Origin of the sequence: Leptolyngbya subtilissima AS-A7 (assembly GCF_039962255.1) — a bacterium.
In the GTDB taxonomy this organism is placed as follows: Bacteria; Cyanobacteriota; Cyanobacteriia; order Phormidesmidales; family Phormidesmidaceae; genus Nodosilinea.
Genome location: NZ_JAMPKY010000011.1, coordinates 57,418 through 79,838, shown reverse-complemented (window position 1 = coordinate 79,838; position 22,421 = coordinate 57,418). Strand labels below are relative to the sequence as shown.

General features: G+C 55.3%; 19 protein-coding genes. 10 read left to right on the top strand and 9 right to left on the bottom strand.

Annotated elements, in window-relative coordinates:
- The first annotated feature begins 184 nt into the window (after positions 1-184).
- Together NC979_RS21555 and NC979_RS21550 are read left to right on the top strand one after the other, a co-directional pair.
- A complete protein-coding gene (locus NC979_RS21555) occupies positions 185-613 on the top strand; it encodes a Fur family transcriptional regulator (RefSeq protein WP_190515840.1) in 429 nt (142 codons plus the stop codon).
- The gene (locus tag NC979_RS21550; protein ID WP_190515837.1) at positions 613-861 is read left to right on the top strand and encodes a DUF6737 family protein; all 249 of its coding nucleotides are present in this window, start codon (positions 613-615) and stop codon (positions 859-861) included. Before NC979_RS21555 ends, NC979_RS21550 begins: the two co-directional genes overlap by 1 nt.
- Before the next feature lie 107 nt (positions 862-968).
- On the opposite strand, the gene NC979_RS21545 is transcribed toward NC979_RS21550, so the two are convergent.
- Both NC979_RS21545 and petM read right to left on the bottom strand, forming a co-directional pair.
- Positions 969-1,925 carry an SDR family oxidoreductase gene (locus NC979_RS21545; RefSeq protein ID WP_190515835.1) on the bottom strand — a complete coding sequence of 319 codons (957 nt, stop codon included), beginning with the start codon at positions 1,923-1,925 and terminating at the stop codon, positions 969-971.
- Between the two features lie 76 nt (positions 1,926-2,001).
- Complete coding sequence (gene petM, locus NC979_RS21540; RefSeq protein ID WP_073610864.1) at positions 2,002-2,106, bottom strand: cytochrome b6-f complex subunit PetM; 105 nt, start codon at positions 2,104-2,106, stop codon at positions 2,002-2,004.
- Between the two features lie 113 nt (positions 2,107-2,219).
- Here petM and pdxA point away from each other — a divergent pair, with 113 nt between their 5' ends.
- Together pdxA and NC979_RS21530 are read left to right on the top strand one after the other, a co-directional pair.
- Positions 2,220-3,317 (top strand): 4-hydroxythreonine-4-phosphate dehydrogenase PdxA, encoded by a 1,098-nt coding sequence (gene pdxA / locus NC979_RS21535; protein WP_190515832.1) that lies wholly within the window; start codon positions 2,220-2,222, stop codon positions 3,315-3,317.
- Between the two features lie 137 nt (positions 3,318-3,454).
- Positions 3,455-5,158 carry an ABC-ATPase domain-containing protein gene (locus NC979_RS21530; protein WP_190515829.1) on the top strand — a complete coding sequence of 568 codons (1,704 nt, stop codon included), beginning with the start codon at positions 3,455-3,457 and terminating at the stop codon, positions 5,156-5,158.
- Between the two features lie 72 nt (positions 5,159-5,230).
- Here NC979_RS21530 and NC979_RS21525 read toward each other — a convergent pair whose 3' ends face one another.
- The 5 genes from NC979_RS21525 to NC979_RS21505 form a co-directional block, all read right to left on the bottom strand.
- On the bottom strand, positions 5,231-6,301 hold the full coding sequence (locus NC979_RS21525; protein WP_242023881.1) for a glycosyltransferase: 1,071 nt from the start codon (positions 6,299-6,301) through the stop codon (positions 5,231-5,233).
- Between the two features lie 477 nt (positions 6,302-6,778).
- Positions 6,779-7,924 (bottom strand): glycosyltransferase, encoded by a 1,146-nt coding sequence (locus NC979_RS21520; RefSeq protein WP_190515827.1) that lies wholly within the window; start codon positions 7,922-7,924, stop codon positions 6,779-6,781.
- 648 nt (positions 7,925-8,572) lie between these two features.
- Positions 8,573-9,076, bottom strand: coding sequence for a 2-oxo-4-hydroxy-4-carboxy-5-ureidoimidazoline decarboxylase (gene uraD, locus NC979_RS21515; RefSeq protein ID WP_190515825.1), 504 nt, complete (start codon positions 9,074-9,076; stop codon positions 8,573-8,575).
- Positions 9,077-9,171: 95 nt separating this feature from the next.
- Positions 9,172-10,350 (bottom strand): 5-(carboxyamino)imidazole ribonucleotide synthase, encoded by a 1,179-nt coding sequence (locus NC979_RS21510; protein WP_190515822.1) that lies wholly within the window; start codon positions 10,348-10,350, stop codon positions 9,172-9,174.
- A gap of 216 nt (positions 10,351-10,566) precedes the next feature.
- Complete coding sequence (locus NC979_RS21505) at positions 10,567-12,852, bottom strand: RelA/SpoT family protein (protein ID WP_190515820.1); 2,286 nt, start codon at positions 12,850-12,852, stop codon at positions 10,567-10,569.
- 461 nt (positions 12,853-13,313) lie between these two features.
- Here NC979_RS21505 and patD point away from each other — a divergent pair, with 461 nt between their 5' ends.
- The 4 genes from patD (at position 13,314) to NC979_RS21485 (ending at position 18,399) form a co-directional block, all read left to right on the top strand.
- Positions 13,314-13,655 (top strand): heterocyst frequency control protein PatD, encoded by a 342-nt coding sequence (patD, locus tag NC979_RS21500; protein ID WP_190515817.1) that lies wholly within the window; start codon positions 13,314-13,316, stop codon positions 13,653-13,655.
- A 62-nt stretch (positions 13,656-13,717) separates the two neighbouring features.
- Entirely contained in the window at positions 13,718-14,290 is a 573-nt protein-coding gene (locus NC979_RS21495; RefSeq protein WP_190515813.1) for a TFIIB-type zinc ribbon-containing protein, read from the top strand.
- A gap of 152 nt (positions 14,291-14,442) precedes the next feature.
- The gene (locus tag NC979_RS21490; protein ID WP_190515811.1) at positions 14,443-16,071 is read left to right on the top strand and encodes a dipeptide ABC transporter ATP-binding protein; all 1,629 of its coding nucleotides are present in this window, start codon (positions 14,443-14,445) and stop codon (positions 16,069-16,071) included.
- Positions 16,072-16,524: 453 nt separating this feature from the next.
- Positions 16,525-18,399: an alpha/beta hydrolase gene (locus NC979_RS21485; protein WP_190515808.1), complete on the top strand. Its 1,875-nt coding sequence runs from the start codon at positions 16,525-16,527 to the stop codon at positions 18,397-18,399.
- Positions 18,400-18,419: 20 nt separating this feature from the next.
- Here the strand turns inward: NC979_RS21485 and NC979_RS21480 are convergent, their stop codons facing one another.
- Positions 18,420-18,746 (bottom strand): 2Fe-2S iron-sulfur cluster-binding protein, encoded by a 327-nt coding sequence (locus NC979_RS21480; RefSeq protein ID WP_190515806.1) that lies wholly within the window; start codon positions 18,744-18,746, stop codon positions 18,420-18,422.
- Positions 18,747-18,877: 131 nt separating this feature from the next.
- On the opposite strand from NC979_RS21480, the gene cimA reads away from it, so the two are divergent.
- Both cimA and NC979_RS21470 read left to right on the top strand, forming a co-directional pair.
- Positions 18,878-20,593, top strand: a complete 1,716-nt coding sequence (gene cimA / locus NC979_RS21475; protein WP_190515803.1) for a citramalate synthase — start codon at positions 18,878-18,880, stop codon at positions 20,591-20,593.
- Between the two features lie 75 nt (positions 20,594-20,668).
- Positions 20,669-21,034 (top strand): DnaJ domain-containing protein, encoded by a 366-nt coding sequence (locus tag NC979_RS21470; protein ID WP_190515801.1) that lies wholly within the window; start codon positions 20,669-20,671, stop codon positions 21,032-21,034.
- 268 nt (positions 21,035-21,302) lie between these two features.
- Here the strand turns inward: NC979_RS21470 and NC979_RS21465 are convergent, their stop codons facing one another.
- The gene (locus tag NC979_RS21465; RefSeq protein ID WP_190515798.1) at positions 21,303-22,421 is read right to left on the bottom strand and encodes a site-2 protease family protein; all 1,119 of its coding nucleotides are present in this window, start codon (positions 22,419-22,421) and stop codon (positions 21,303-21,305) included.

Sequence of the window (22,421 nt, the reverse complement as noted above, 5' to 3'; positions counted from 1 at the left end):
CCCAGAATAATTCCGAGTTAAGAAATCTTCAATAAGTATATTAGCTTAAAAATCATTTTCTTTACGAAATCAGACTAATTCTTAGATCGGAATGTTAACCTGTTAAACGTAGGCTACTGTAGTATGTCCAGCCTGAGCTGGTGTTTGGCAGAGTCGTAGCGCTGAAGTTCCGGAGCCAGGGAAAATGTTGTCCCAAGCCGATCAAATCGTCACTATGTTGAAGTCTCGGGGGCTGCGTGTCACTCCCCAGCGCTTTGCCGTGTATGCCAACCTGCTGGGTCGCTGCGACCACCCCACCGCCGACGATATTCTTCACGACCTTAACCAAAGCGCCCCAACGTCGTCTCAGGCGACGGTCTACAGTTCGCTGCAAGCGCTGCGTGGTGCCAACCTCGTCCGCGAAGTGCTGCTTGAAGAGGGGGTATGCCGCTACGACGCCAACATTGGGCCTCACCACCACTTTCGCTGTCAAAGCTGTGGGGCGATCGCCGACATTCCTTGGGAAACCCTGGGCAACGTCAACCTGCAAACCCTTAGCCCCCGTTGGCAAGTCGAGGGCTATGAGGTGACGGTGCGGGGTGTGTGCGATCGCTGTCAGCCCGAAGCATCCTAATGACTGAAACACCGCCTATTACTAGCGCTTGGCAGCTGAAACCCTGGTGGTGTCAGCCCTGGTCGATTGTGCTGACAGGGGTTGCGATCGTGAGCGGCAGCTGGCTGTTGCTCCATCGTCTTTGGCTGACGGCCCTTGTTGCAGTTCCCATTGGTGTGTGGATGGGCTTTTTCTTGCTGCTCTGGCCGCGCCTAGTGCGAGAAGCTGGGCTGCTAGACAATCCACCAGTTGACCAGCAACCCCACTGATTGCTTCAGTGGGTCTTTCGATTGGCGACTACCTGAGATGGATTTAGGTTTTAGTGACTAGCTGAGGCCGATGCAGCCTTCCCAGTGAACGTGCCCAAAGCAACGACTTAAAAGGGCAGCTTCTTCTTGCTGGCTTTTTCGCTGTCGTAGTCGAGTTCCTTCAGCTTTTTCATAATACGGCTGAAGTACTCTTGCATATAGTCTTCGAGGGTGGTGATTTCCTCCTTGGGAATACCAAACACTTGGTAAACCTCATCCATAGGAGCATCGAGGGGTTGGCTGCCGGCGACCACTTCTACAAAGGCGAGGCGATCGGCAAAATTCCAGCCCCATTGAAAGAACTGCGCAACCTTGCGAATTGCCCGCAGCAACTCGAGGGAAATGCGCGAGACCCTGGCTTCTTGACCGCATTTGCGTTCGCACAGGCGCATGATTTCGTAGGCCCCCCAGGCGCGGGTGCCCGCCAGAGGAAAGCTACGGTTCTCGGTTTCGGGCACGGACAGCGCCCTAACCGCAAACCGGGCAATATCTTGGGTATCCATGTAGGCGATGGGGGCGGCTTCGCCCATGACCCAAATCGGCTGCTTTTCGAGCACGGGGATGGCGTATTGACCAATTAGCCCCTGGAGAAAGCCGCAGGGCTGCAAGATGGTGTAGCTGAGCCCTGACTCGGCCAAAAATTTCTCGGTGCAGCGCTTAACGTTCATCAGCGGCACGTGGGGAAACTTTTCGGAGTTCAGAATAGAGAAAAAGATGAATCGCTTGACGCCAGCGTCGCGGGTGGCTTTAATCAGGTTGACTTTGCCCTGCCAGTCTACCTGTAGCACCGACTCGGAAGGTCGGGCTGTAGAAGCATCAATTACCGCATCAACCCCCTCCAGGGCCGGAGGCAGAGTCTCAGGCCTGGAGAGGTTGCCCCGCACCAGTTCTACCCCCCACTCTCGCAAAAAAGCGGCTCGCTGGGCGCTCCTCACCAGGCAGCGGACTTCGTGCCCCTCATCCAGGGCACGGCGGGCAATTTGCCTGCCAAGGGTGCCAGTAGCGCCAACGACCAATACTTTCATGAGGGAATTGATACAAAAGTTTAACTTCCTCTAAGAATATCAGATGGCTCCACTGGTTACACCCCTGAAGCCAAATCTACTCTTCGCCGCCCTGCACCCGCAGCAGCAAAAACCCAATCCCCAGGCCCAATAGGGTCAGGGTAAAGATAATGATCGCCGTATTGAAAATTTCGCCGCCCATACGCTCTCCTTCCACAGCACTATAGTAATTGAGCCAGTTGCCCAGCCCGCCGGAGATTGGCTTATCCCCTGGCCGCCCTCATTTTAGACCAGTTTGGTATCACCCCCTGCGCTATGACTACCCCTGCGACTTCGGTCTCTAACCTGTCTTTGCCGCTCCCTCGGCTGGCAATTCCGCTGGGCGACCCGGCGGGCATCGGTCCAGAAGTGGTGCTCAAGGCGCTGGGAGCGAGGAATTGGTCTGCGATCGCAACTGTCACCATTCTGGGCACGCGATCGCTTCTGCACCAAACCCTGGTAGCCCTTCAGCAATCCTCCTACGCCGGGCCGCTGCCAGACTTAGACTCCCTAGATTTTGTAGATATTTCGCCGCCGCTGCCTTTAGAAACGGTGACCTTCGGCCAGGCCAGCGCCGCTACTGGGGCAGCTAGTTTTGCCTATCTAAAGACCGCCATTGAGGGGGCTGTAGCGGGGCAGTACGATGCGATCGTCACGGGACCAATCGCCAAATCAGCTTGGAAAGCGGCTGGGCACCACTACCCTGGACAGACAGAACTTTTAGCTGAGGGGGCCAAAGCCGAGCGGTTTGGCATGGCCTTTGTGGCTCAGTCGCCCCATACCGACTGGTGGCTGCGCGCCCTGTTGGCCACTACCCACATTCCCCTGCGCCAGGTACCTGAGGCGCTGACGCCAGCCCTGCTCAACCAAAAGCTCGATCTGCTGATCCACAGCCTGAAGCAAGACTTTGGCCTGACGCAGCCTCGCATTGCCGTGGCAGGACTCAACCCCCACAGCGGCGAAGGTGGGCAATTAGGCCACGAAGAGGTGGACTGGCTGATCCCCTGGCTTGAGGCTCAGCGCCAGCGCTACCCCCAGATACAGATCGATGGCCCAATTCCCCCCGATACGATGTGGGTGCGCCCTGGGCAGGCCTGGTTTGGCACCGAGGGGAGGGCGGTGGAGACGGCCCACGACGCCTACCTAGCTCTCTATCACGACCAGGGACTGATTCCAGTGAAGCTGATGGCCTTTGATCGGGCAGTAAATACGACCGTGGGGCTGCCTTTTGTGCGCACGTCGCCTGACCATGGTACGGCGTTTGATATTGCTGGGCAGGGGATCGCTGATGCTAGCAGCATGGCGGCGGCGATGGAGGTAGCGGTGGCGATGGTGGGGCGGAGGGGGTGGATGGGTAGGCGGGTGGATGGGTAGGCAGGTAAAACGATTGGGGTTCTGGGCGGGGGCAGAGCTTGTCAAGGGGTATGGGGGGAGTGGAGGGATTAGTAGGGTCTCTCTAGAAGAACGGGTGCGGTAGAGTACTTGGGTCGGTGGCTTCTCCACTATGTACTATGGCGACTCAAGACGACCTCTACGATCAGCTTCATCGGCTCGATGGCCAGAGCTATGGCGCATATAAGGGGCTGAAGGGAAAGTATGCCTTTGGGGAATTTGTGTTGCACATTGACCATGTGCAGGGCGATCCCTTTGCAGCCCCAAGTCGAGTGCGGGTAGTGGTGCCGCAGGTGGTATCAGGGTTCCCTCGGCAACTGTGGAAACTGCCCTGTCGGGCGATCGCCTTAGCAGACTATCTCACCCGTGAGTTTTACTGGGCAACTCAGGTTCGCCAGCGCTCATCGGGTTCGGGCAAAAGTGGATTGATTGGTGTTGTGCGTCCCAGCCAGGCCATTCTCAACCGCAGTGCGGCTAGGGTGACCGGGGAGGTCGTGGAGTTGCGGTTTACTGTAGGTTTACCTGCCTTTGGGCGGCGGATTGCGGGGCGGCAGGCAGCGGAGTTACTGTGCGAGTCTGTTCCTGCTTTGGTTGAGGAAACTTTGCTCTATAACGCATTGGATGGAGCGAAGCTTCAGCACCACATCAATACAGTTGAGGATGCCGAGGAGCTGCGATCGCAGCTCGCTGCCCACAACCTAGTGGCCTTCATTGCTGATGGCGCCATCCTGCCCCGGCGCAGCGGTGTGGACGATCACCCACTGGAGGATCAGGCGGTTCCCTTTACATCTCCGGAATCGCTGCGGGTAACGTTGCGCTGTCCCCATACAGGAGAGATTACCGGAATGGGCATTCCCAGAGGCATTACGCTGATTGTGGGGGGCGGCTACCACGGCAAATCGACCTTGCTACGGGCCGTTGAAGCGGGGATATATAACCACGTTCCCAGCGATGGGCGGCACCAGGTGGTCACCGACCCGACGGCAGCGAAGGTGCGGGCGGAGGATGGCCGCAGCATTGCCGGGGTCGATATTTCGCCCTTTATTGGCAGCCTGCCCCAGGGCAAATCGACGCAGAATTTCTCAACGCCCAACGCCAGTGGCAGCACTTCCCAGGCGGCTAACACGATTGAGGCGATCGAGGCAGGAGCAACGGTGCTGCTGGTGGATGAAGACACCTCAGCGACGAACTTCATGATTCGCGATCGCAGAATGCAGGCGTTAATCGCCAAAGATCGCGAGCCCATTACCCCTTTCATCGACAAGGTGTGGCAGCTCTTCACCGACTACGGCATCTCCACCGTGCTGGTGATGGGGGGCAGCGGCGACTACTTCGATGTGGCCGACACTGTGATCGCCATGGACGAGTTTTGCCCTCGGGATGTGACTCAGCAAGCCAAGGCAATCGCGGCAGAGTTCGAGACAGAGCGCGATCGCGAAGGCGGCCAGTGCTTCGGCGCCCTCGCACCGCGAGTCATTCGACCCGACAGCATTGACCCCAGCAAAGGCCGCCACAGCGTCAAGCTCAGGGCACGGGATGTCGAGCAGCTCCAGATTGGCACCGAAGCGATTGATTTATCAGCGGTGGAGCAGTTAGTGGAGCCAGGCCAAGTGCGGGCGATCGCGGCGGCGATCGTCTACGCTCAGCGCTACCACATGACCTCAACCACATCGCTGTTTGAGGTCATCACCGCAGTCATGGCCGACATCGATCAGTATGGGCTAGACTGCCTGACCGAATGGCCTATGGGCGACCTGGTTTGGTTTCGAGGTTTAGAGCTAGCGGCAGCTATTAATCGGCTGCGCACCCTCCAGATCGAGTAACCGGTTGGTGAGAAGCGCAGACGCCATTTCACGGTTTGGAGCGCGCAGTCTGAAACGCTCAGTAACTTTGAGCTATTTAGCCCACTGTAGCTTTGCGTGGGCCGGTGTATTTCGGTTTTCGGCTACTTCGTTGAGAATGCGCTCTAGGTGGCGACCAGCACAGGGATCAGAAAAATGCTCCTTGGCGTAGGCGCGGGCATTCTCACCAAGTTTCTGGCGCAGAGCATCGTCGTGCCAGAGTAGGTCGATGGCCTCGGTCATGCTCTCTAAGGAGTTGGGTTCGACTAACCACCCGGTTTCGCCATGGATGATGTAATCCTCGGCCCCATAAAAGTTTGTGACAATCAGCGGTCGGCCCATAATCATGGCCTCTACTAAAGTAACTTGTCCGGCAGCCGTAACTCCCTCTTTGGGCTGTAGCGGCACAACGTTTAGTCGAGCCTGCTGACCTAGACGTAAGCACTCCTCCTTGCTAATGCCAAAGGGCAGTTCCACCTGCTCAGGAATCGTCAGACCCTCAACAGCACCCTGGCCAGTGGCCACTACAGTTTTAATATTGAGCTTTTTAACCGCTTCAAACAGAGTGGGAAAATCGCGATGGGCAGACCCAAGGGAGGCAATAAAGGGAGTCTCTCGCTCTTCTTCATACTCAATGGGAATCTCGGGCACCTGATAGGGCAAGAACTCAAACCGATTGGCGGGCAATCCTAGCCACTGGCTATAAAGTTCAATCTCCTTGCGGGTATGCACCACAAAATGATCAACTTGGCTCAGACTAGCTCGGGCAAGCTTCTGACGCAGACCTGTTCTACAGGTGCCCACATTGAAAAGCCATGCGACTACAGGCTTGTTGGAGAATCTCAGCTTTTGCTGTAAACCCACCGCCGAAGCCACCTGAGGGAATACGGTGATAATTCCATCGGCGTCTGAATTAAGTGCGTCAGCGGCCTGTCTCATGTAGACAAGCCAGTCGTCAATTGGCGTAAATTTAGACTTGCGATCGTGCCATTTTGGCAGCGGTTTTTGTCGCGGAATGAGCTGAAACTCGTGGGCATCGCCTGGCACAAAAGGCTCTAACCAGTTGGCAGTATCGATATTATCAATATCAAAAAATGGTGCAGCGATCGCCCATTTCATGGTCATAACCTCATTGACAAGCGGCAAAAAACTGTTGACGTCAGCCTATGACTCTCAAAACACTGACAGCCTACCAGGAAAATCTTTAACGGCTTTTCGATAAACCATGCTTAAGCCAGATCCTTGTGGAAGGCATTGTTTGATGCTAGAGAATCACTAAGGTAAGGCTCCACCTATATATCAGCACCCGTATCGATCTGACTGCTCCAGCGCACAGTATAGACTAGAAACCAAGTTAAAGCTTTTACTCAGTAACATCGTTAAATCCTATAACGTTCCTCACCTGACCCAGAACTATTGTTAGTCAGATCAGTCTAGAGGAATACCAATTTTCCGCAGATAGTCCACCAATAGAAATACAGAATAGGGGACGTAGATCAAACTCTACATCCCCTATTCTCTAGTCGGCTGATTGCCCTAGCTCAGCGCGACCAGCCCATTAATTGGACAAACTTGTGGCAATGACTACTGCTAGATAAACGATCAAACTGGTTTTGCTCGTATGACCATGGGCTGGTCTGACATTGTGCTGTTGGCAACCCGCTGCAGCAATCGGGATACCTGCTCAACATGCTGCTCACTTGTGTGGTTTTCCAAATAGTGCTGATAAGCTGCCTCTGCTCTAGCACTCGCCTCCTCAGGGTGGCCTAAGACGTGTACGATGGCGGCCTTTAACTCTTCAGGGGAGTCGGGTTGTACGCCCCAGACGAGACCTTTCTCAGCCATTTCTGTGGCCAATCCTACAGTTTTGGTAATGATTACCGGTCGACGGCAAGCCATTGCTTCCATCAAAACCGTCAGACCAGCGGCATAGGTATTGTTGATTAGGCTAACTACGGCAATATCGGCACTGCGATAAAGATCGCGCAACTCAACCCAGTCGAAATACCGCATTTCCATGTTTTGGGGCGGTTGCTCAGGAATTCTGCACCGCGTTTTGGAGGTGGCATTGGGTGATACAGCACAGACTTTGACGTCTAAATCTAACTGGTGAGTAGCATTAGCAAGAGTGACATAGTCTCGCTGCTCCAAGCCAGCACTAGCAATCAAGGGACGATGCTTTTCAATTGTGCCAGGTTCAGGGTAGAAGAACTGTTTGTCGGTCTGCTCGGCCAAACAAGTCACGCCATCCTCAGCTAGGTTGAGCATGTCTCTTAGAGTTTGGACTTTCAGAGTCGTGTTTACAGTGAATGCATCAATATTGCGATGCAGCTGCAACCATTTGAGCAGCAGTTTGGGTCGCCACCGCTCTGGGCACATCACATTGACAACTAACCGAGGTCGGTTTTTCTTGAATAATGCCAGCAGGGCTAGGGGTAGACCAGCATCTTCGCCACAGCAGTAGACAACATCATCGGAGTTGGTCTGAGCTAAAACCTGTCTGGCTAAAGCCCACTGATGCGGTCTGCCAATTATTTTAGAAAGAAGTTTATCGAGGCCATTAACCAGACTGTCATCTTCAAAATCTGGTTGATGGACCTGTGCATTGAGTCTCTCTTTGAGCTGCCAAATAGTGTGCCGCGGCCCTTGACCCAGAGCAGCGCGGGTAACGAAATGCTCGAAGTCAAATTTTGTGCTGGTTAAAACGTGAAATTTTGAGCTGTTGGGTTGACTGGGTAAGGATGTCATGGCGGATTGACCATAGGATTTATAGGTGAGCAGTGGAATTTAATGCGATCGTATCTTCTCAAGTAATCTTCAAAAGTCTTAGAAGGGTGATTCTTCGAGCCCGTCAAAAGAGACTTTTTAGAGACTAAGTGTGTAACGAACTGCCCATCCTAAATCTGTGGTCTATAGCTGCATAAATAGGTATTTCAAAGGCTAGCTCGGCGTGGAAAGTAAAACCCATGGCTCTGTGTCTCCAAAGATATTCAAGCGCTATCCTTAGCGTAAGGGCAAGCATAAGCATTTGAGGTGCTTCGCCTGACTATAGGGTCAAGGAAAGCTTAGGTTTTATCGTTGAACTTTTCCAAATAGGCCGCCGAAGCTGCAAAAGCCTACGGCTGTCACAACGTTGACTACAGTTAGGCATAAGCTCATCAATGACTTGCCCGGTCACCGTACTAGCTGACCGGAGCAAAACTACAGATTAGCTCTATGCACATGGGCAGCCCGTCATGACTCACTACAGGATTGGTTAAGACTCTGCCAAAGTTATCACGCTTAACCCCGTCAGTACATACCGATACTTACGTAGAAAACGCAATCTTAATCATTCCTGCAATGCCCAACTGTTTTATAAAGTTCTTATATTGAATCCTTCAACCTCTTAGAAGCTTAAGCAGACACAATCCAGCTATCGAGGCGAGACAAGGCTATTTTCTCAATTTCCAGTAAAGCAGCAGACATCTCTACATCCGTGGAATTGCGTAATCTTTCTACAAAGTTTTTTAAGATTGAGGTTTTGCTATGCCCTGCCACTGCCAATATGAAGGGAAAGCCGAATTTATCTTTGTACTGCTGATTAAGGGCTTGAAACTGATGATATTCCTCGTTAGTGAGACTATTAAGCCCGGCTTTGCTCTGTTCTGACACCGAGGCTGCGGCCATGGTAACCCTTGTGCCTAAGTCGGGGTGGGCGTTGATCAAGGCCAATTTGTTCGCAGCAGACATCGTTCGCACAATAGCAACCATGTGCTGGTGAAGATCGGCTACAGAGACGAAGGGACGCAAAGGCCAGACCTGGACGGCGATCGCGGGCGTTTCTTCAAAGGCAGGGCCGATGGCAGCGACAAAGTCAGCCTCAGCCATGGCATTGAGCTGGTCTAGGGTATGGGGCATGGGGAAAGTGAGGGAGCTGTGAGATTGTTCGCGAAGCGTCTCCGACGGAGAAATGCTCAGTTTTAAGTTTTAGGTTCAAGGTGTGAACTCAAATTTCAAGCGTCCTTATCGGTCAACTCGCCGTACCAGATAGCCTCGATCGCAGCGGCGGCGGCGATGGGGTCTGCCATCGCATCGAGCCGCTGCGTTATATGCCCCAGCTTGCGTCTGGGGCGAATGGTTTTGTTGTACCAGTAGAGGGTGGCTTCAGGCCATTGTTTAAGGGTCTCAAGCTTCTGGTGGTGGCTGGCTTCAGGCTCGTCTAGCCCCAGCAGGTTGACCATAACGGCTTGGGGGCAGTTGAGCGCAGTGAGGCCAAGGGGGCGATCGCTCACAGCCCGCAGCTGCTGCTCAAACTGGGAGGTTTCGCAGGCATCGAGACTATAGTGGCCCGAGTTGTGGGTGCGGGGGGCAATTTCATTAATCAGCACCCGGTCGTCCGAAGTGAGAAAGCACTCAATACCGACGATGCCCACCAACTGAAGCTGCTCCACCAGAGCGTGGGCAATGCTGGTCATCTTCGCTGCGACCTCGGGGCTAACTTGGGCAGGGGCAAAGACGCGGCGACAGATCTGCCCGACTTGCTGAGTTTCTACGGTGGGAAAGACAGCGACATCCGCCGATGCCGAGCGGGCCACCATCACCGCCAGCTCCTGTTTGAAGGGCACAAACTCCTCCAACAGCACCGGGGCACGGTTAAATTTGTCCCACGTGGCGCTGAGCTGAGCCGCATCTTTGACTACTGAGGTGCCGTAGCCGTCATAGCCCAAACGGCGGGTCTTCATCACTAGCGGAAAACCAATTAGCTCTGCCTTGGCGGCAAGTTCGGCCTCGCTTTCGTTACCATCTAAAAAGTCGTAGCGAGGGTTGGGTAGACCAATCCGCGCAAAAAACTCGCGCTGGTGGTGCTTGTCGAGCACCAAGGCTAATACATCCAGGCTAGGGCGAAAGACTGTGCCCTGCTGGGTCAGAGCCTGGAGCCCTTCACAGTCGATAAACTCGTTTTCAAACGTAATTACGTCGCACTGGGCCGCGAGGGATGCGGTAGCGGGGGCATCAGCAACGGGGGCAAGGAGGGTGGATTGAGCGATCGCCACGGCTGGATCGGTTGAGTTTGGCGTCTGCACCACAAGCTCTAGACCCAGCTTTTGCGCCGCTGGTCCCATCATCCAGGCGAGCTGTCCGCCGCCAACGACACCGACTCGCTGAATTGGGTTGGGGGTTGCCTGCTCCATAGTGCGCCTACCGTCGTGCAAACCCACATTATCCTATGGCGCTTCAACAGAATTTTCGTTGGGCAATAATCTAGTGGTTTGCCAGGCCAAAGGTTACTGGTTGGTGGGGGAAAGGTCCAAGATCTAAAGTTCAAGGTTCGAGGTTAGCCTTAAACCATACACCTCAAACCCTAAATCCCGGCGAAGAGAGCCTGTTCTAACGAGCTTGGTCAAGTACTAAGTGACCTGACTCATCCGGCGAATTTTGAGCACGTCGGTCATCTTGCGAATTTGCCCAAAGGTTTGTTCTAGGTGGGCATGATCTTTGACATCAAGCCCCAGATCGATCTCGGCGGTTTGGCCGGGGAAGGTTTTGACCTGAGCTTTGTGAACGTTAATTTGCAGGTCTGACAGGTGGGAGAGAATGTCTTTGAGGACACCCACGCGGTCGATCACCTCAATGCGCACCTCCACCGGGTAGGTGTGGCGAGAACCGCTGTGGTCAACCGGGTTCCAGCTGACGGGGATGATGCGATCGCCCGGAATATCGACCAGGTTAGGACAGCCCTGGCGGTGGATGGCAATGCCTCGGCTACCCAGGGAGACACTGCCCATAATCGGTTCGCCGGGCAGCGGGTTACAGCAGCCCGCAATGTGGTGCACTAGCCCCTCAATTCCCAAAATTGGATCCTTGGAAGGGACAGGGCGAGGGCGGTGGGGGCTGGTGACAGCTCCCGCTAGAAACCGATCAGAATCTTGCAGCGACGACTCGGCCGACAGCGGCTCTAGAGGCTGCTTGGCCTTGACGGCTTCGCGCAGGCGATTGACAAAAGAATTGAGCGTCACCTCGCCGTAGCCCAACCCGGCCAGAAAGTCGTCGACGCTCTGGTAATTGCAGCGCTCGGCGGCTAGTTGGGCAGGTTCAGACTTGAGCAGAGCGTCGAAGCCGCTGCGGCCCAGCTCTTTTTCGAGCATGTCGCGGCCCCGGGCAATATTTTCGTCGCGGTGCGATCGCTTATACCACTGGCGAATGCGGTTGCGGGCGCTGGGGGTGACCACAAAATTGAGCCAGTCAAGGCTGGGGTGGCTGTTCTTTTGGGTAATAATTTCAACGATGTCGCCATTTTCCAGCGGCGTGTCGAGGGTGACGATACGGCCATTTACCCTGGCTCCAGCGCAGTGGTTGCCCACCTCAGTGTGAATGCGGTAGGCAAAATCGACGGAAGTGGCTCCCCGGCTCAACGGCACCACATCGCCATCGGGAGTGAAGACGTAAACGTCCTCGTCAAACAGGTTGCCCTTAACGTTTTCGAGAAATTCTTTGGCATCCTTGAGGTCGTTCTGCCACTCTAAGAGCTGCCGCAGCCAAGTAAATTTTTCGTCGTCGGCGTTAATGCGGGTATTGGTGGAAGCGCCGGTTTCTTTATATTTCCAGTGGGCGGCAATACCGTACTCAGCGATGTGGTGCATCTCAAGGGTGCGAATCTGCACCTCGATCGGCTTACCCTTGGGGCCAATTACCACCGTATGCAGCGACTGATAGCGGTTGGGCTTGGGCAGGCCAATGTAATCCTTAAACCGACCGGGAATCGGGCGAAAGGCGTCGTGCACAATCGCCAGGGCACGGTAGCAATCTTCGTTGGTGCCGACAATGAGGCGAATGGCGGCAATGTCGTAGATTTCGCTGAAGTCCTTTTGCTGCCGCTCCATTTTGCGGTAAATGCCGTAAAGATGCTTAGGTCGACTGTTGACATCGACCACCTGAATCTCAGACTGGTGCATGCGCTGGCGCAGGGTTTCGGCCACCTCCACGAGCCGCGCCTCGCGATCGGCCCGCTTTTCAGTGACGTGGCGCTGCATTTGGCGGTAGGCGTCGGGCTCTAAGTATTTGAATGAAAGATCTTCCAGTTCCCACTTAAAGCGGCCGATCCCCAGGCGGTTGGCCAGGGGCGCAAAGATCTCCATAGTTTCGCGGGCAATGCGGCGGCGTTTTTCGTCGCTGAGGTGCTCGAGGGTGCGCATGTTGTGGAGGCGATCGGCCAGCTTCACCACAATCACCCGAATGTCTTGGGCCATTGCCAAGAACATGCGGCGAAAATTTTCGGCCTGGCGCTCGGTTTTGCTCTCAAAATTAAACTTCGATAGCTTGGTGACCCCTTCCACCAACTGCCGCACCTCATCACCAAAATGGCTCTCAAGTTCTTCCGGGGTGATATCGGTATCTTCAACAATGTCGTGGAGAAAACCGGAGGCAATCATGGCACTATCGCCGCCCAGATCGCGCAGCAGGCCGGCTACGGCAATGGGGTGGCAAATGTAGGGCTCGCCTGAGGCCCGATACTGCCCTTTGTGCAGGGTGTAGGCAAACTCAAAGGCCTGGCACACCAGCAGGTTATTGGACTTATCTTCCGGGTCTTGGGCCGGGTCATCTTGACAGTCATCGTGGTGGGTTAGCACGCAAGTTTCGAGCCAACCGGGCAGGGTGCAGTCATCGGGTAGGGGGGGATGAACTGTTGCAGTCATAAGGGTGCCAGTGACCTTCAGGGATTGCGGGTAGACTAGAAACTTGCCAAAAACAGTGATTTGTATTTGAACACTGTCTTTAAGTCTGGGCAAGACTCAAAGAGTGGAGTTATTAATAAAATAAAATCGCCTCAGGACAGATAAGAACGTCTACCGATCTGCTTAGGTTTGGAGTAAAAAACCAAACAGAAATCGTACAAACGTTCTGTCAACAGGCCCAGGTAATGGGGCTACAACAAAGTAGCTCGCCGAGATAAAAATAACCTACACCATAACTTTGAGGAAAATCGCATCGACAGCCCAGGCCGCAATAAATACTTAAGGCTGACTGAGGGTTGATGGATAGTTATGTATTAACCTTAACATTTGTCCTCGATAAGGGGAATCAGCAATTTATCTCTAGTTATCGTAAAACTATTGTCATGCCGCCAACGCTACGGCCCTAAAGGGGTGAGCTATCTATGAAGAATGCCCTAGAAACCCTGCGATCGCACCTCCAGACCATGATTGGCCTGGTGCAGTCTGCTAACCCCGACGGGCGCACTCTACAGGCGCAGTTTTTGCTGACTCAGCAACAGTTTCAGCACCAGATGCTGCCTCTGGGAGAAGAGTTGCCCACCACCCAGCCCGTGCTAACCGAAATCAACCGCACCCTTAGGCTGCTAGCGATGGATGTGGCATTTTTGCAGGCGGCCCGTCAGTCGGCCACAGCTCAGCAGCGGCAGCAGCAGATGCTCACAAAACTGGATCAGCTGCTGACCTTTTGCCAAGCTTTGGAGCAGGCGATCGCCAACCCGACTTAACGCCCTAGCCTAGGTGGTTTAATATTAGGGGTTCGTTGGGTAGATGGTTGGGAGTAGGTGCTTTGTATCAGTGCCCTAAGGAAGGGGATATTGACCTTCAAGACAGTCAGCTAGCACCGGGGCTGGCGGTCCACGGCTGCCCCAGCTGTGGCGGCAGCTGGATTCCGCCAGAACATTATGCAGACTGGCAAAGGCAACAAAATGACCCCGAGGAGCCGATTCAAGTAGCGGTGCTGCCTCTGTCATTGAGCACCTCGTTTCAGCCCGCTGCGCTTGATAATCGGGCAGCTCTGTGCCTCGATTGCCGCAGTTACCTAGTGCGGGGCCGCATTACCCTGCCGCAGGGATCGTTTTATGTTGAGCGCTGCCCCAACTGCAACGGCATCTGGTGCGATGGCGGCGAGTGGGAGATCTTGCAGCAGCTCGAATTACAGACCCACATCGATTACATTTTTTCTGCTGATTGGCAGGCCCAGGTGCGTGAGCTAGAGCACACCGAACGAGAAAAACTAGCCACCATTGACAAGCTAGGACCCGATGTTGCCCAACGCGTGTTTGAGCTAGCTGACCTGCTAGAGCAGCACCCCAACGGAGATTTTGGGGTGGCGTATTTGATGCGGCGGGTGGATCAATGAGTGGATGGGTAGGTGGGTAGATGGGTGGATGGGTCAGATCGCCGACCAGGCATTTGCTCTCTCTCTAGGCTGCATTTTTCGCACCCCTCCAATCTGCTGCTACCGCATCCTTTACCCATCCATCCCCTACTCATTCACCCCCCTACCCTTCCATGCCAGACTCCCTCCTTGCCCTCGAAAGCTTCTCGGTCACCTACCCAGGCCAGGCAGAGCGCGCGGTGGATCGGGTGTCTTTAAACCTGTCGCCGGGGGAAAAGCTGGGGCTGGTGGGCGAGTCGGGCTGCGGCAAGAGCACCCTGGGGCGGGCAGCGCTGCGGCTGTTGCCAAAGGCGACGGAGCTACAGGGGCGGGTGTGGTTTAACGGCGAGTCGGTGCTCGACTTTAGCCCCCAGCGGCTGCGGCAGTTTCGGGGTGAGGCGATCGCCCTGGTCTTTCAAGACCCGATGACGCGGCTCAACCCGCTGATGACCATTGGCGACCACTGCATAGAGACGCTGCGTGCCCATCGCTCTGAGGTATCTCAGGGTGAGGCCAAGGCGCGGGCGATCGCAGTGCTGGAAAAGGTCAACATTCCCGCCAGCCGGTTTGGCCAGTATCCCCACGAGTTTAGCGGCGGCATGCGTCAGCGGGTGGCGATCGCCCTGGCGATGATTCTAGAGCCCAAGCTGATCATTGCCGACGAACCCACCACTAGCTTAGATGTGACGGTGTCGGCCCAGATCCTCGATGAGCTAAAGCGGCTGTGCGACGAGTTGGGCACGGCCCTAGTGCTGATCTCCCACGACCTGTCGCTGGTGGCAGAATACTGCGATCGCGTCGCCGTCATGTACGAAGGCCGGGTAGTAGAAAAGGGCAGCGCTGCTGCGGTTCTTCAAAGCCCTAAGCATAGCTACACGCGATCGCTGGTGGAGTCGGCCCTGCAAATGCAGCAGGCCGAGGGGCTAGCCTACACCGCCACCGCCATAGAACCTATTTTGCGGCTGACGGATGTCAAGCAGCACTACACCTTAGAAGCCAACCCGATCGCTCGGCTACTGGGGGGGCAGGAGTCGAAGGTGATTAAGGCGGTGGACGGGGTAACGTTAGAAATTTACCCTGGCGAGGTGGTGGGGCTGGTGGGCGAGTCAGGCTGCGGCAAGAGCACCCTATCGCGCACCATTCTGCAGCTAGCGAAACCGACCGCTGGGCAGGTGGAGTTTTGCGGTACCGATCTCACTACCCTCTCCCGCGAAGCCATGCGGCAGCAGCGGCGGCAGCTGCAAATGGTGTTTCAAGACCCCCACGCCTGCCTCAACCCGATGATGACCGTGGGCAAGAGCATTGCCGACCCGCTGCTGATCCACGGGCTGGCCACCGTTGCCGAGGCCGAAAAGCAGGCCCACGACATGCTCGCCCGCGTTAGCCTCAACCCCACCGCTGACTACTTTCAGCGCTTTCCCAGCGATCTGTCGGGAGGGCAACAGCAGCGGGTGGCGATCGCCCGGGCTTTAATCACCCACCCTAAGCTGGTGATCTGCGATGAGCCGGTGAGCATGCTCGACGCCACGGTGCAGACCCAAGTGCTCGATCTAATGATTGCCCTCAAGCATGAGTTTGATCTCACCTACCTATTTATTACCCACGACCTGTGGGTGGCGCGATTTATGTGCGATCGCATTGCCGTCATGCAGCAGGGCAAAATTGTAGAAATTGCCCCTACTAAAACACTGTTTGAATCGCCCCAGCACCCTTACACCCAAACCCTCCTGCAAGCGGCTCCGGTGCTGGCTAAAGAAGCTTAATCCACCAGGTTTTTGAGCAAGATCTAGGCTAAAAGCCTTGGCGAAAGGTTATAGCGATGGCTATTGCGCCGAAGACAATAGTCACTGTCGCCGGCAAAAGCTAGGGCAGCACTTTGACCTATAACCCTGTAAACAAGCGGGGGTTATAGCAGAAGAACGAAAAATGAAGAAAATGCCCTAACAGGTTTGAGTCCTGGCATTTTGAGCTGTTCTAATCCAGATTTTACCTAGCGTACGCAGGCTGCCAACAACCCGGTGATGGCGCTAACTCCAGGCTTTACCCTTGCAGCAGTTTTCTAATTCTAAGCCCTCCTAATTTTAAAATTTTTGGAGGCTTTGTTCGTAAAAAGCTTCGCAGAACTGTAGTCTATTTTCGTGTACCGCAGGGCTCTAAGGCCGAAGCTTTCGACTACTCTCCTGTAATTCTTCCTGTGTAGTCTAACCAGGGCATCTATGAAACAGCTTCCCTTTATTATTCAGAAATTTGCTTTCGCCGAGGAAAATCTGGCCAAAATCGTTGATCTAGATGACACCAGCGGCGTTGAGGGCAAAATTCCCGGCTACTTTGTCATGAGTAGCGCCCCACCCAATATTGAAGACGCCGAGGAAGCCAGCGAAAGAGTTCAGCAGCAGGCTAATCAGGGAATTGCCGACATTGCCGACCACCTGCACCACATGATGGGCAGCAGCGCCGATGGGTTTGCCGAACTTGTGATTACGGTGCATGGCTACAACACTAGCCTCCATGGGGTGCAGGCCTGGTACAAAAATATTTTTAAGTACGCCAACCGCCACGATTCGGCCATTAGCAGGAGCCCCCACCGCGTTTTTATCGGCTACCGCTGGCCTTCTGAAAATGTGGCGCTCAGCGAGCCCAAAAAAGTTTTTGAGGCCCTGGCCGCCTTACCACCGCTGCCACGAGATCTGCTGTTGACCGGGGCAATCTGTGCGCTGGGGCTACTGATTCTTGAATTGCTCAACGCCCTGGAGACATCGACCTGGGGATTTTTAATTAGCCTTTCTCTGGTGCTGTTGCTCGCCTTGGGGCTGCTGATGGCGGCCCTAGTTGTGCTGCGACTGATCGTGTATTTCCGCGACAGCTATCGGGCCGACAATTTTGGCGTGCTAGATCTAGTCGAACTGCTGCGCCAAATTGATCAGGCGATTGTGCAACGCACAGCTAATGCTCTATTTCCTCTGGCAAAAACTGAGTATGAGCAACAGCAAGCGCTGCTCAAAGCTCGCGAATACTGGGCTCAACGCAGCCGCAATAAGGTGAAGCTCAGCTTTATTGGCCACAGCATGGGCGGTTTCGTAGTGACCAATGTCGTGCGCATTTTGTCAGATGTATTCGACATGCGATCGGTAAATAAACAGCCGCCCAGCGATGTGGGCGATGTGTACCGCTTGGAGCGGCTGATTCTTGCCTCTCCTGACATTCCAGTGCTGACGATTGTGTCAAGTCGGGCCAACTTTTTGTCGTCGTCATTGCGGCGATTTTCAGAATCGTACTTGTTTTGTAATGAGGGAGATATTGCGCTGCGCATTGCCTCCACAGCCGCCAACTATATTGCTTTTCCTAGCCGCACTCAGGCCCGGGGCTATCGCCTAGGCAATGTGGCGCTGCAAAACAAAACGGGCAGCATCGACGACTATGGCTTAGTCAATTTGGCCTCCCTCGATCGCGACTTTCCGGTAAATTTGTCTGTCGGTGAGGCGATCGCCCAGTCAAGCCAAAAGGTGATGGAAAATCTGTTTCTCACCTATGAGCGGTTTCAAGCTCGGGGAGTAGTCACCCTGGGGGATTTGTTTGAGGTGCAGTCAAAGCGCGATAGTCAACGCGCCACAGTAGCCGATTTCTTTACCTATTTTGACTGCACCGACTACACCGATCTGAAGTTTGATCTGCAGAACAATAGTTGCTCTATCCGTCCGACGGGGCTTTTGACCCGCGCGCTGGGGCGATCGGCCCTGCTGCCCTGGGATTATCTAATGCTGACTCTGGATTACGGAACCGGTAAGCGAGACGTGCACGGCGGCTATTTTGAGGGGCAGTTTAGTCAGCAGTTGCTCTATCGGCTGGCGTTTTTGGGGTTTAGCGGCTATCTCGACACCCTCGATCGCGATCGCCAGGTCGCCCTCAGCCAGCTTCACATCGATTGCCAAAAGTTCAAAATTCAGGGCTATTTATCACCCATGCGCTACCGAGTGAGCGTTCAGGGCGGCAGCGTGGATGGCACGAAGACAGATATGTTGGATGCGATTCGGACGCCTCAGCGGGGGAGTGGGAGAGAGGGGGAGTTGGCGGGTAGGAGAGTTGGCGGGTAGCGGAGTAGGAGAGTTGGGGTTTACCAGATGGGGGTTTGGCCTTGGCCCCAGAAGCCGTCGTATTTAGTGACGACAATGTCGCCCAGTACTTGGGTTTGGCAGGCGAGGCGGAGGTCGCGGGCGGGGTCGTGGGGAGGGAGGGATCGGCGTGCCTTGTCTTTCCAGTTGGTGGCTGAAACTTCGCCTTGGATTGCCACTGCGCAGGTGCCGCAGGTGCCAAGACTGCGGCAGTTGATCACCTTGGCCTGGCCGTTGTAGAGATCGATACCGTGGGTTAGCAAGACCTGGCGCAGGTTGGCTCCGGCTTCGCACTGCATGGTTTTTCCCTGGGCGGTGACGGTGGGCATGGCATTTCCTGGCAGACGAAGAATATCTACGTTTTATAACGCGATCGCCCCGGCGTTCTCAAGCATCCCCAGCCCAAGGCTTACTCTAGATAACTGTGACACCAACGATAATTCCTAGGGCACCACTGGCTATGGTTGAGCAGCGCACTCCCCTTTACATCTATGACACCACGCTCAGGGATGGTGCCCAGCGGGAGGGATTGGCCCTATCGATCGAAGATAAAATTCGCATTGCCCGACGGCTCGACGCCCTCGGGGTGCCCTTCATCGAAGGCGGCTGGCCGGGAGCCAACCCCAAGGATGTGCAGTTCTTTTGGCAGCTGAAAGAAACTCCCCTTACCCAGGCCAGCATTACCGCCTTTTGCTCGACCCGCCGCCCTGGCAAAGTCGCTGCCGAAGAGCCGATGCTGCAACCAGTGCTGGCTGCGGGCACCGAGTGGATTACGCTGTTTGGCAAATCCTGGGACTTGCATGTGACTACCGGCTTGCAGACCACCCTGGCCGAAAACCTGGCTATGATCGACGATACCATTTGCTACTTTCGCAGCCAGGGTCGCCGGGTAATTTACGACGCCGAGCACTGGTTTGACGGCTACAAAGCCAACCCCGACTACGCCCTAGAAACCCTCGAAGCAGCGGTAAAAGCTGGGGCCGAGTGGCTGGCGCTGTGCGACACCAACGGCGGCACCCTGCCTCACGAAGTCGGCGCGATTGTAACTGCCGTTAACACCTGGCTCCAGCGGTTTCCAGAACCCCGGCCCCAGCTGGGCATTCATACCCACAACGACAGCGGCACGGCAGTGGCCAACGCCATGGCGGCGGTGGAGGCTGGGGCCACTATGGTGCAGGGCACGATCAACGGCTACGGCGAGCGCTGTGGCAACGCCAACCTCTGCACGCTGATCCCCAACCTGCAAATCAAGCTGGGCTACCCCTGCATTGCCCCGGCCCGGCTCGAAACCCTGGCTGAGACCAGCCGCTTTATCAGCGAGGTGGTCAATCTGGCCCCCGACGAGCATGCCCCCTACGTGGGGCGATCGGCCTTTGCCCACAAGGGCGGCATTCACGTCAGCGCCGTGGAGCGCGAGCCGAAAACCTACGAGCACATCGACCCGGCCACGGTGGGCAACAGCCGCCGCATTGTGGTGTCGGATCAGGCGGGGCTGAGCAACGTGCTGGTCAAAGCCCGCAGCTTTGGGCTAGAGCTAGACCGCCACAACCCGGCCTCGCGTCAGTTGCTCACCCGGCTCAAAGCTCTGGAGCACGAGGGCTACCAGTTTGAAGCTGCCGAGGCCAGCTTTGAGCTACTGATGCGGGAGGCCCTAGGCGATCGCCCCCAATTCTTCGACCTCAAGGGCTTCTACATCAACTGCCAGCACCAAGGCAACGGCAGCGACCACAGCAGCCAATCGCTAGCCACGATCAAAGTCATGGTGGGGGAGGAGGAAATTCTCGCGGCGGCGGAGGGCAATGGGCCAGTGGCGGCGCTAGACACGGCCCTGCGAAAGGCGCTGCTGACCTTTTATCCGGCGATCGCCAACTTTCACCTTTCTGACTACAAGGTGCGGATCATCGATAGCGGCGCGGGCACGGCGGCCAAAACGCGGGTGCTGATGGAGTCGGGCAACGGTGCTCAACGCTGGACGACCCTAGGGGTTTCGACTAACATTATCGAAGCCTCGTACCAGGCGGTCACCGAAGGGCTGGAGTATGGCCTGATGATGGAAATCGCGCGCCCCCACTGTGCGATCGGCGGCGAAATCGATCGGTTTGACGCCGACGTGGCCCTACAAAAGACCCGTGAAACGGCTCTGGCTAAGCTCAAGCAAGAGCTGGGCTTTGAGTAAGCCCGATTGTGCTGTCTAGTATAGTGAAGAAGACGAAGCTGAGTTTTCGCCAACAGTCAATCAGACAGCAAAACGATGCCAACTCCTCAAGACTCGACAGATTACTACGCGGTCTTAAAGGTCAATCGCCAGGCGAGCCTGCTGGCCATCAAACAGGCTTATCGAAAACTAGCCCGTCAGCTTCACCCCGATCTCAACCCCAACAATGCGGCAGCGGCAGAGCAGTTTAAAGCCCTAAACGAAGCTTACGAAGTGCTTTCAGACCCGGCAAAACGCCACCAGTACGATCGCTATGGTGTCCACTGGAAAAAGGCCGAGAAAGGATATACGACCACCAGCCACTCTGGCAGCAGGCAAAACGATGACTTTGACGAAATGGAGTTTGGTCGCTTTGGCCGCTTCGAAGACTTGCTTGGGGATCTCCTAAACCGCTATAGCTAAAGTTCTGACTACTTTCTAGCAGCTAGCTAAGTAGCTGGGCGCAATTAATAGTTTCACTTAGCAGATATTGCCGTTGTTGATAGGCTGCACTAAGCAACCGACACACTATAAAACGTAGGCTCCTTAGGGCTGCCGATAAACACCCGATTCTCCGCACCTCGGTAGTCCACAATCCAATCTTCTGGAACTCCCATTGCAAAAAACGCAGACCAGACTTGTCTGATCTGCGTTTAAGCTGAGGCACCTTCTACTGTGTTTTAAGCAGTGGCTAAGCTGCCTGAGGCGACTGTAACAGCGCTTGAATCGAGGTCTTCTCTAGCAAACCCGCCAAAGAGCCATCATTACCAATCACCGCCAGCGCCTGAATCTTCCGAGTCTCCAAGGTCTTAATGACCTCCATCAGCGGCTGCTCGGCACCCACCGTTACGATGTCACCGGCAGATTCCATAATGGCGGCAACGCTGGTCTCAGCCCACTGCTCTCGGGGCACCTGCTTGAGGGCATCTACCAGCACCGTGCCCACCAGCAAACCGGTTTCGTCAGCCACCAAAAACTTGCGCCAGGCCGAAGGGGCAGCCAGCAGAGCGCCGTCAGCAAACTCTCGCAAAGACATGGTGGTCTCTACAACCGGGCTGTCTTGTGCCAGGGCATCTTGGGCCGTCAGGCCAGCCAAACGACCCTGCACCGTACCAAACTGCGCGCTGCGGTTAGCGTTTTGCAGCAGAAACAGACCAATCAACAGCGTCCAAACACTACCCACCGAGCTGATGCCCAGGATGGAGCCGATACCCAAGGCGATCGCAGTCCAGCCCAGCAGTTGACCCGTGCGGCTGGCAAACACCAGACCCTTATGGGGCTGACCCGTAATCTTCCACACAATTGACTTCAGCACGTTGCCACCATCCAGTGGCAGGCCGGGGATTAGGTTAAAGGCACCCAAAGCCAGGTTAATGTAGGCCAGCAGCGACACAATACCCGCCAGCGGCCCAGATAGAGGCAGTACTAGCCCAGCAATCGAGAAAAGGCCAAATAGGACAAAGCTGACTAGGGGACCTGCGATCGCCACCCAAAATGCTCCCTTCGGCGTATCCGACTCCTTCTCTAGAGCCGCCAAACCGCCAAACAAAAACAGCGTAATCGAGTTGACCCCAATGCCCTGCTTCATCGCCGCGAAGCTATGACCCAGCTCATGGGCCAGCACCGAGGCAAATAGGGTTAGCGCAGCCCCCAGTCCTAGCACCCAAGGCAACGATCCACCCAAATAGGGGAATGCCGCCGCTAAGCCACTGCCGTATTGCCACGTCACTAGGGCCAGCACAAAAAACCAAGACACATTTACATAAAAGGGAATGCCAAATAGATTCCCCACCCGTAAGTTGCCGTTCAT

Bases quoted from the DNA above. Each gene is read 5' to 3' on its own strand.
- NC979_RS21555 (WP_190515840.1), top strand. From the start codon at position 185: ATGTTGTCCCAAGCCGATCAAATCGTCACTATGTTGAAGTCTCGGGGG.
- NC979_RS21550 (WP_190515837.1), top strand. From the start codon at position 613: ATGACTGAAACACCGCCTATTACTAGCGCTTGGCAGCTGAAACCCTGG.
- NC979_RS21545 (WP_190515835.1), bottom strand. From the start codon at position 1,925: ATGAAAGTATTGGTCGTTGGCGCTACTGGCACCCTTGGCAGGCAAATT.
- petM (WP_073610864.1), bottom strand. From the start codon at position 2,106: ATGGGCGGCGAAATTTTCAATACGGCGATCATTATCTTTACCCTGACC.
- pdxA (WP_190515832.1), top strand. From the start codon at position 2,220: ATGACTACCCCTGCGACTTCGGTCTCTAACCTGTCTTTGCCGCTCCCT.
- NC979_RS21530 (WP_190515829.1), top strand. From the start codon at position 3,455: ATGGCGACTCAAGACGACCTCTACGATCAGCTTCATCGGCTCGATGGC.
- NC979_RS21525 (WP_242023881.1), bottom strand. From the start codon at position 6,301: ATGACCATGAAATGGGCGATCGCTGCACCATTTTTTGATATTGATAAT.
- NC979_RS21520 (WP_190515827.1), bottom strand. From the start codon at position 7,924: ATGACATCCTTACCCAGTCAACCCAACAGCTCAAAATTTCACGTTTTA.
- uraD (WP_190515825.1), bottom strand. From the start codon at position 9,076: ATGCCCCATACCCTAGACCAGCTCAATGCCATGGCTGAGGCTGACTTT.
- NC979_RS21510 (WP_190515822.1), bottom strand. From the start codon at position 10,350: ATGGAGCAGGCAACCCCCAACCCAATTCAGCGAGTCGGTGTCGTTGGC.
- NC979_RS21505 (WP_190515820.1), bottom strand. From the start codon at position 12,852: ATGACTGCAACAGTTCATCCCCCCCTACCCGATGACTGCACCCTGCCC.
- patD (WP_190515817.1), top strand. From the start codon at position 13,314: ATGAAGAATGCCCTAGAAACCCTGCGATCGCACCTCCAGACCATGATT.
- NC979_RS21490 (WP_190515811.1), top strand. From the start codon at position 14,443: ATGCCAGACTCCCTCCTTGCCCTCGAAAGCTTCTCGGTCACCTACCCA.
- NC979_RS21485 (WP_190515808.1), top strand. From the start codon at position 16,525: ATGAAACAGCTTCCCTTTATTATTCAGAAATTTGCTTTCGCCGAGGAA.
- NC979_RS21480 (WP_190515806.1), bottom strand. From the start codon at position 18,746: ATGCCCACCGTCACCGCCCAGGGAAAAACCATGCAGTGCGAAGCCGGA.
- cimA (WP_190515803.1), top strand. From the start codon at position 18,878: ATGGTTGAGCAGCGCACTCCCCTTTACATCTATGACACCACGCTCAGG.
- NC979_RS21470 (WP_190515801.1), top strand. From the start codon at position 20,669: ATGCCAACTCCTCAAGACTCGACAGATTACTACGCGGTCTTAAAGGTC.
- NC979_RS21465 (WP_190515798.1), bottom strand. From the start codon at position 22,421: ATGAACGGCAACTTACGGGTGGGGAATCTATTTGGCATTCCCTTTTAT.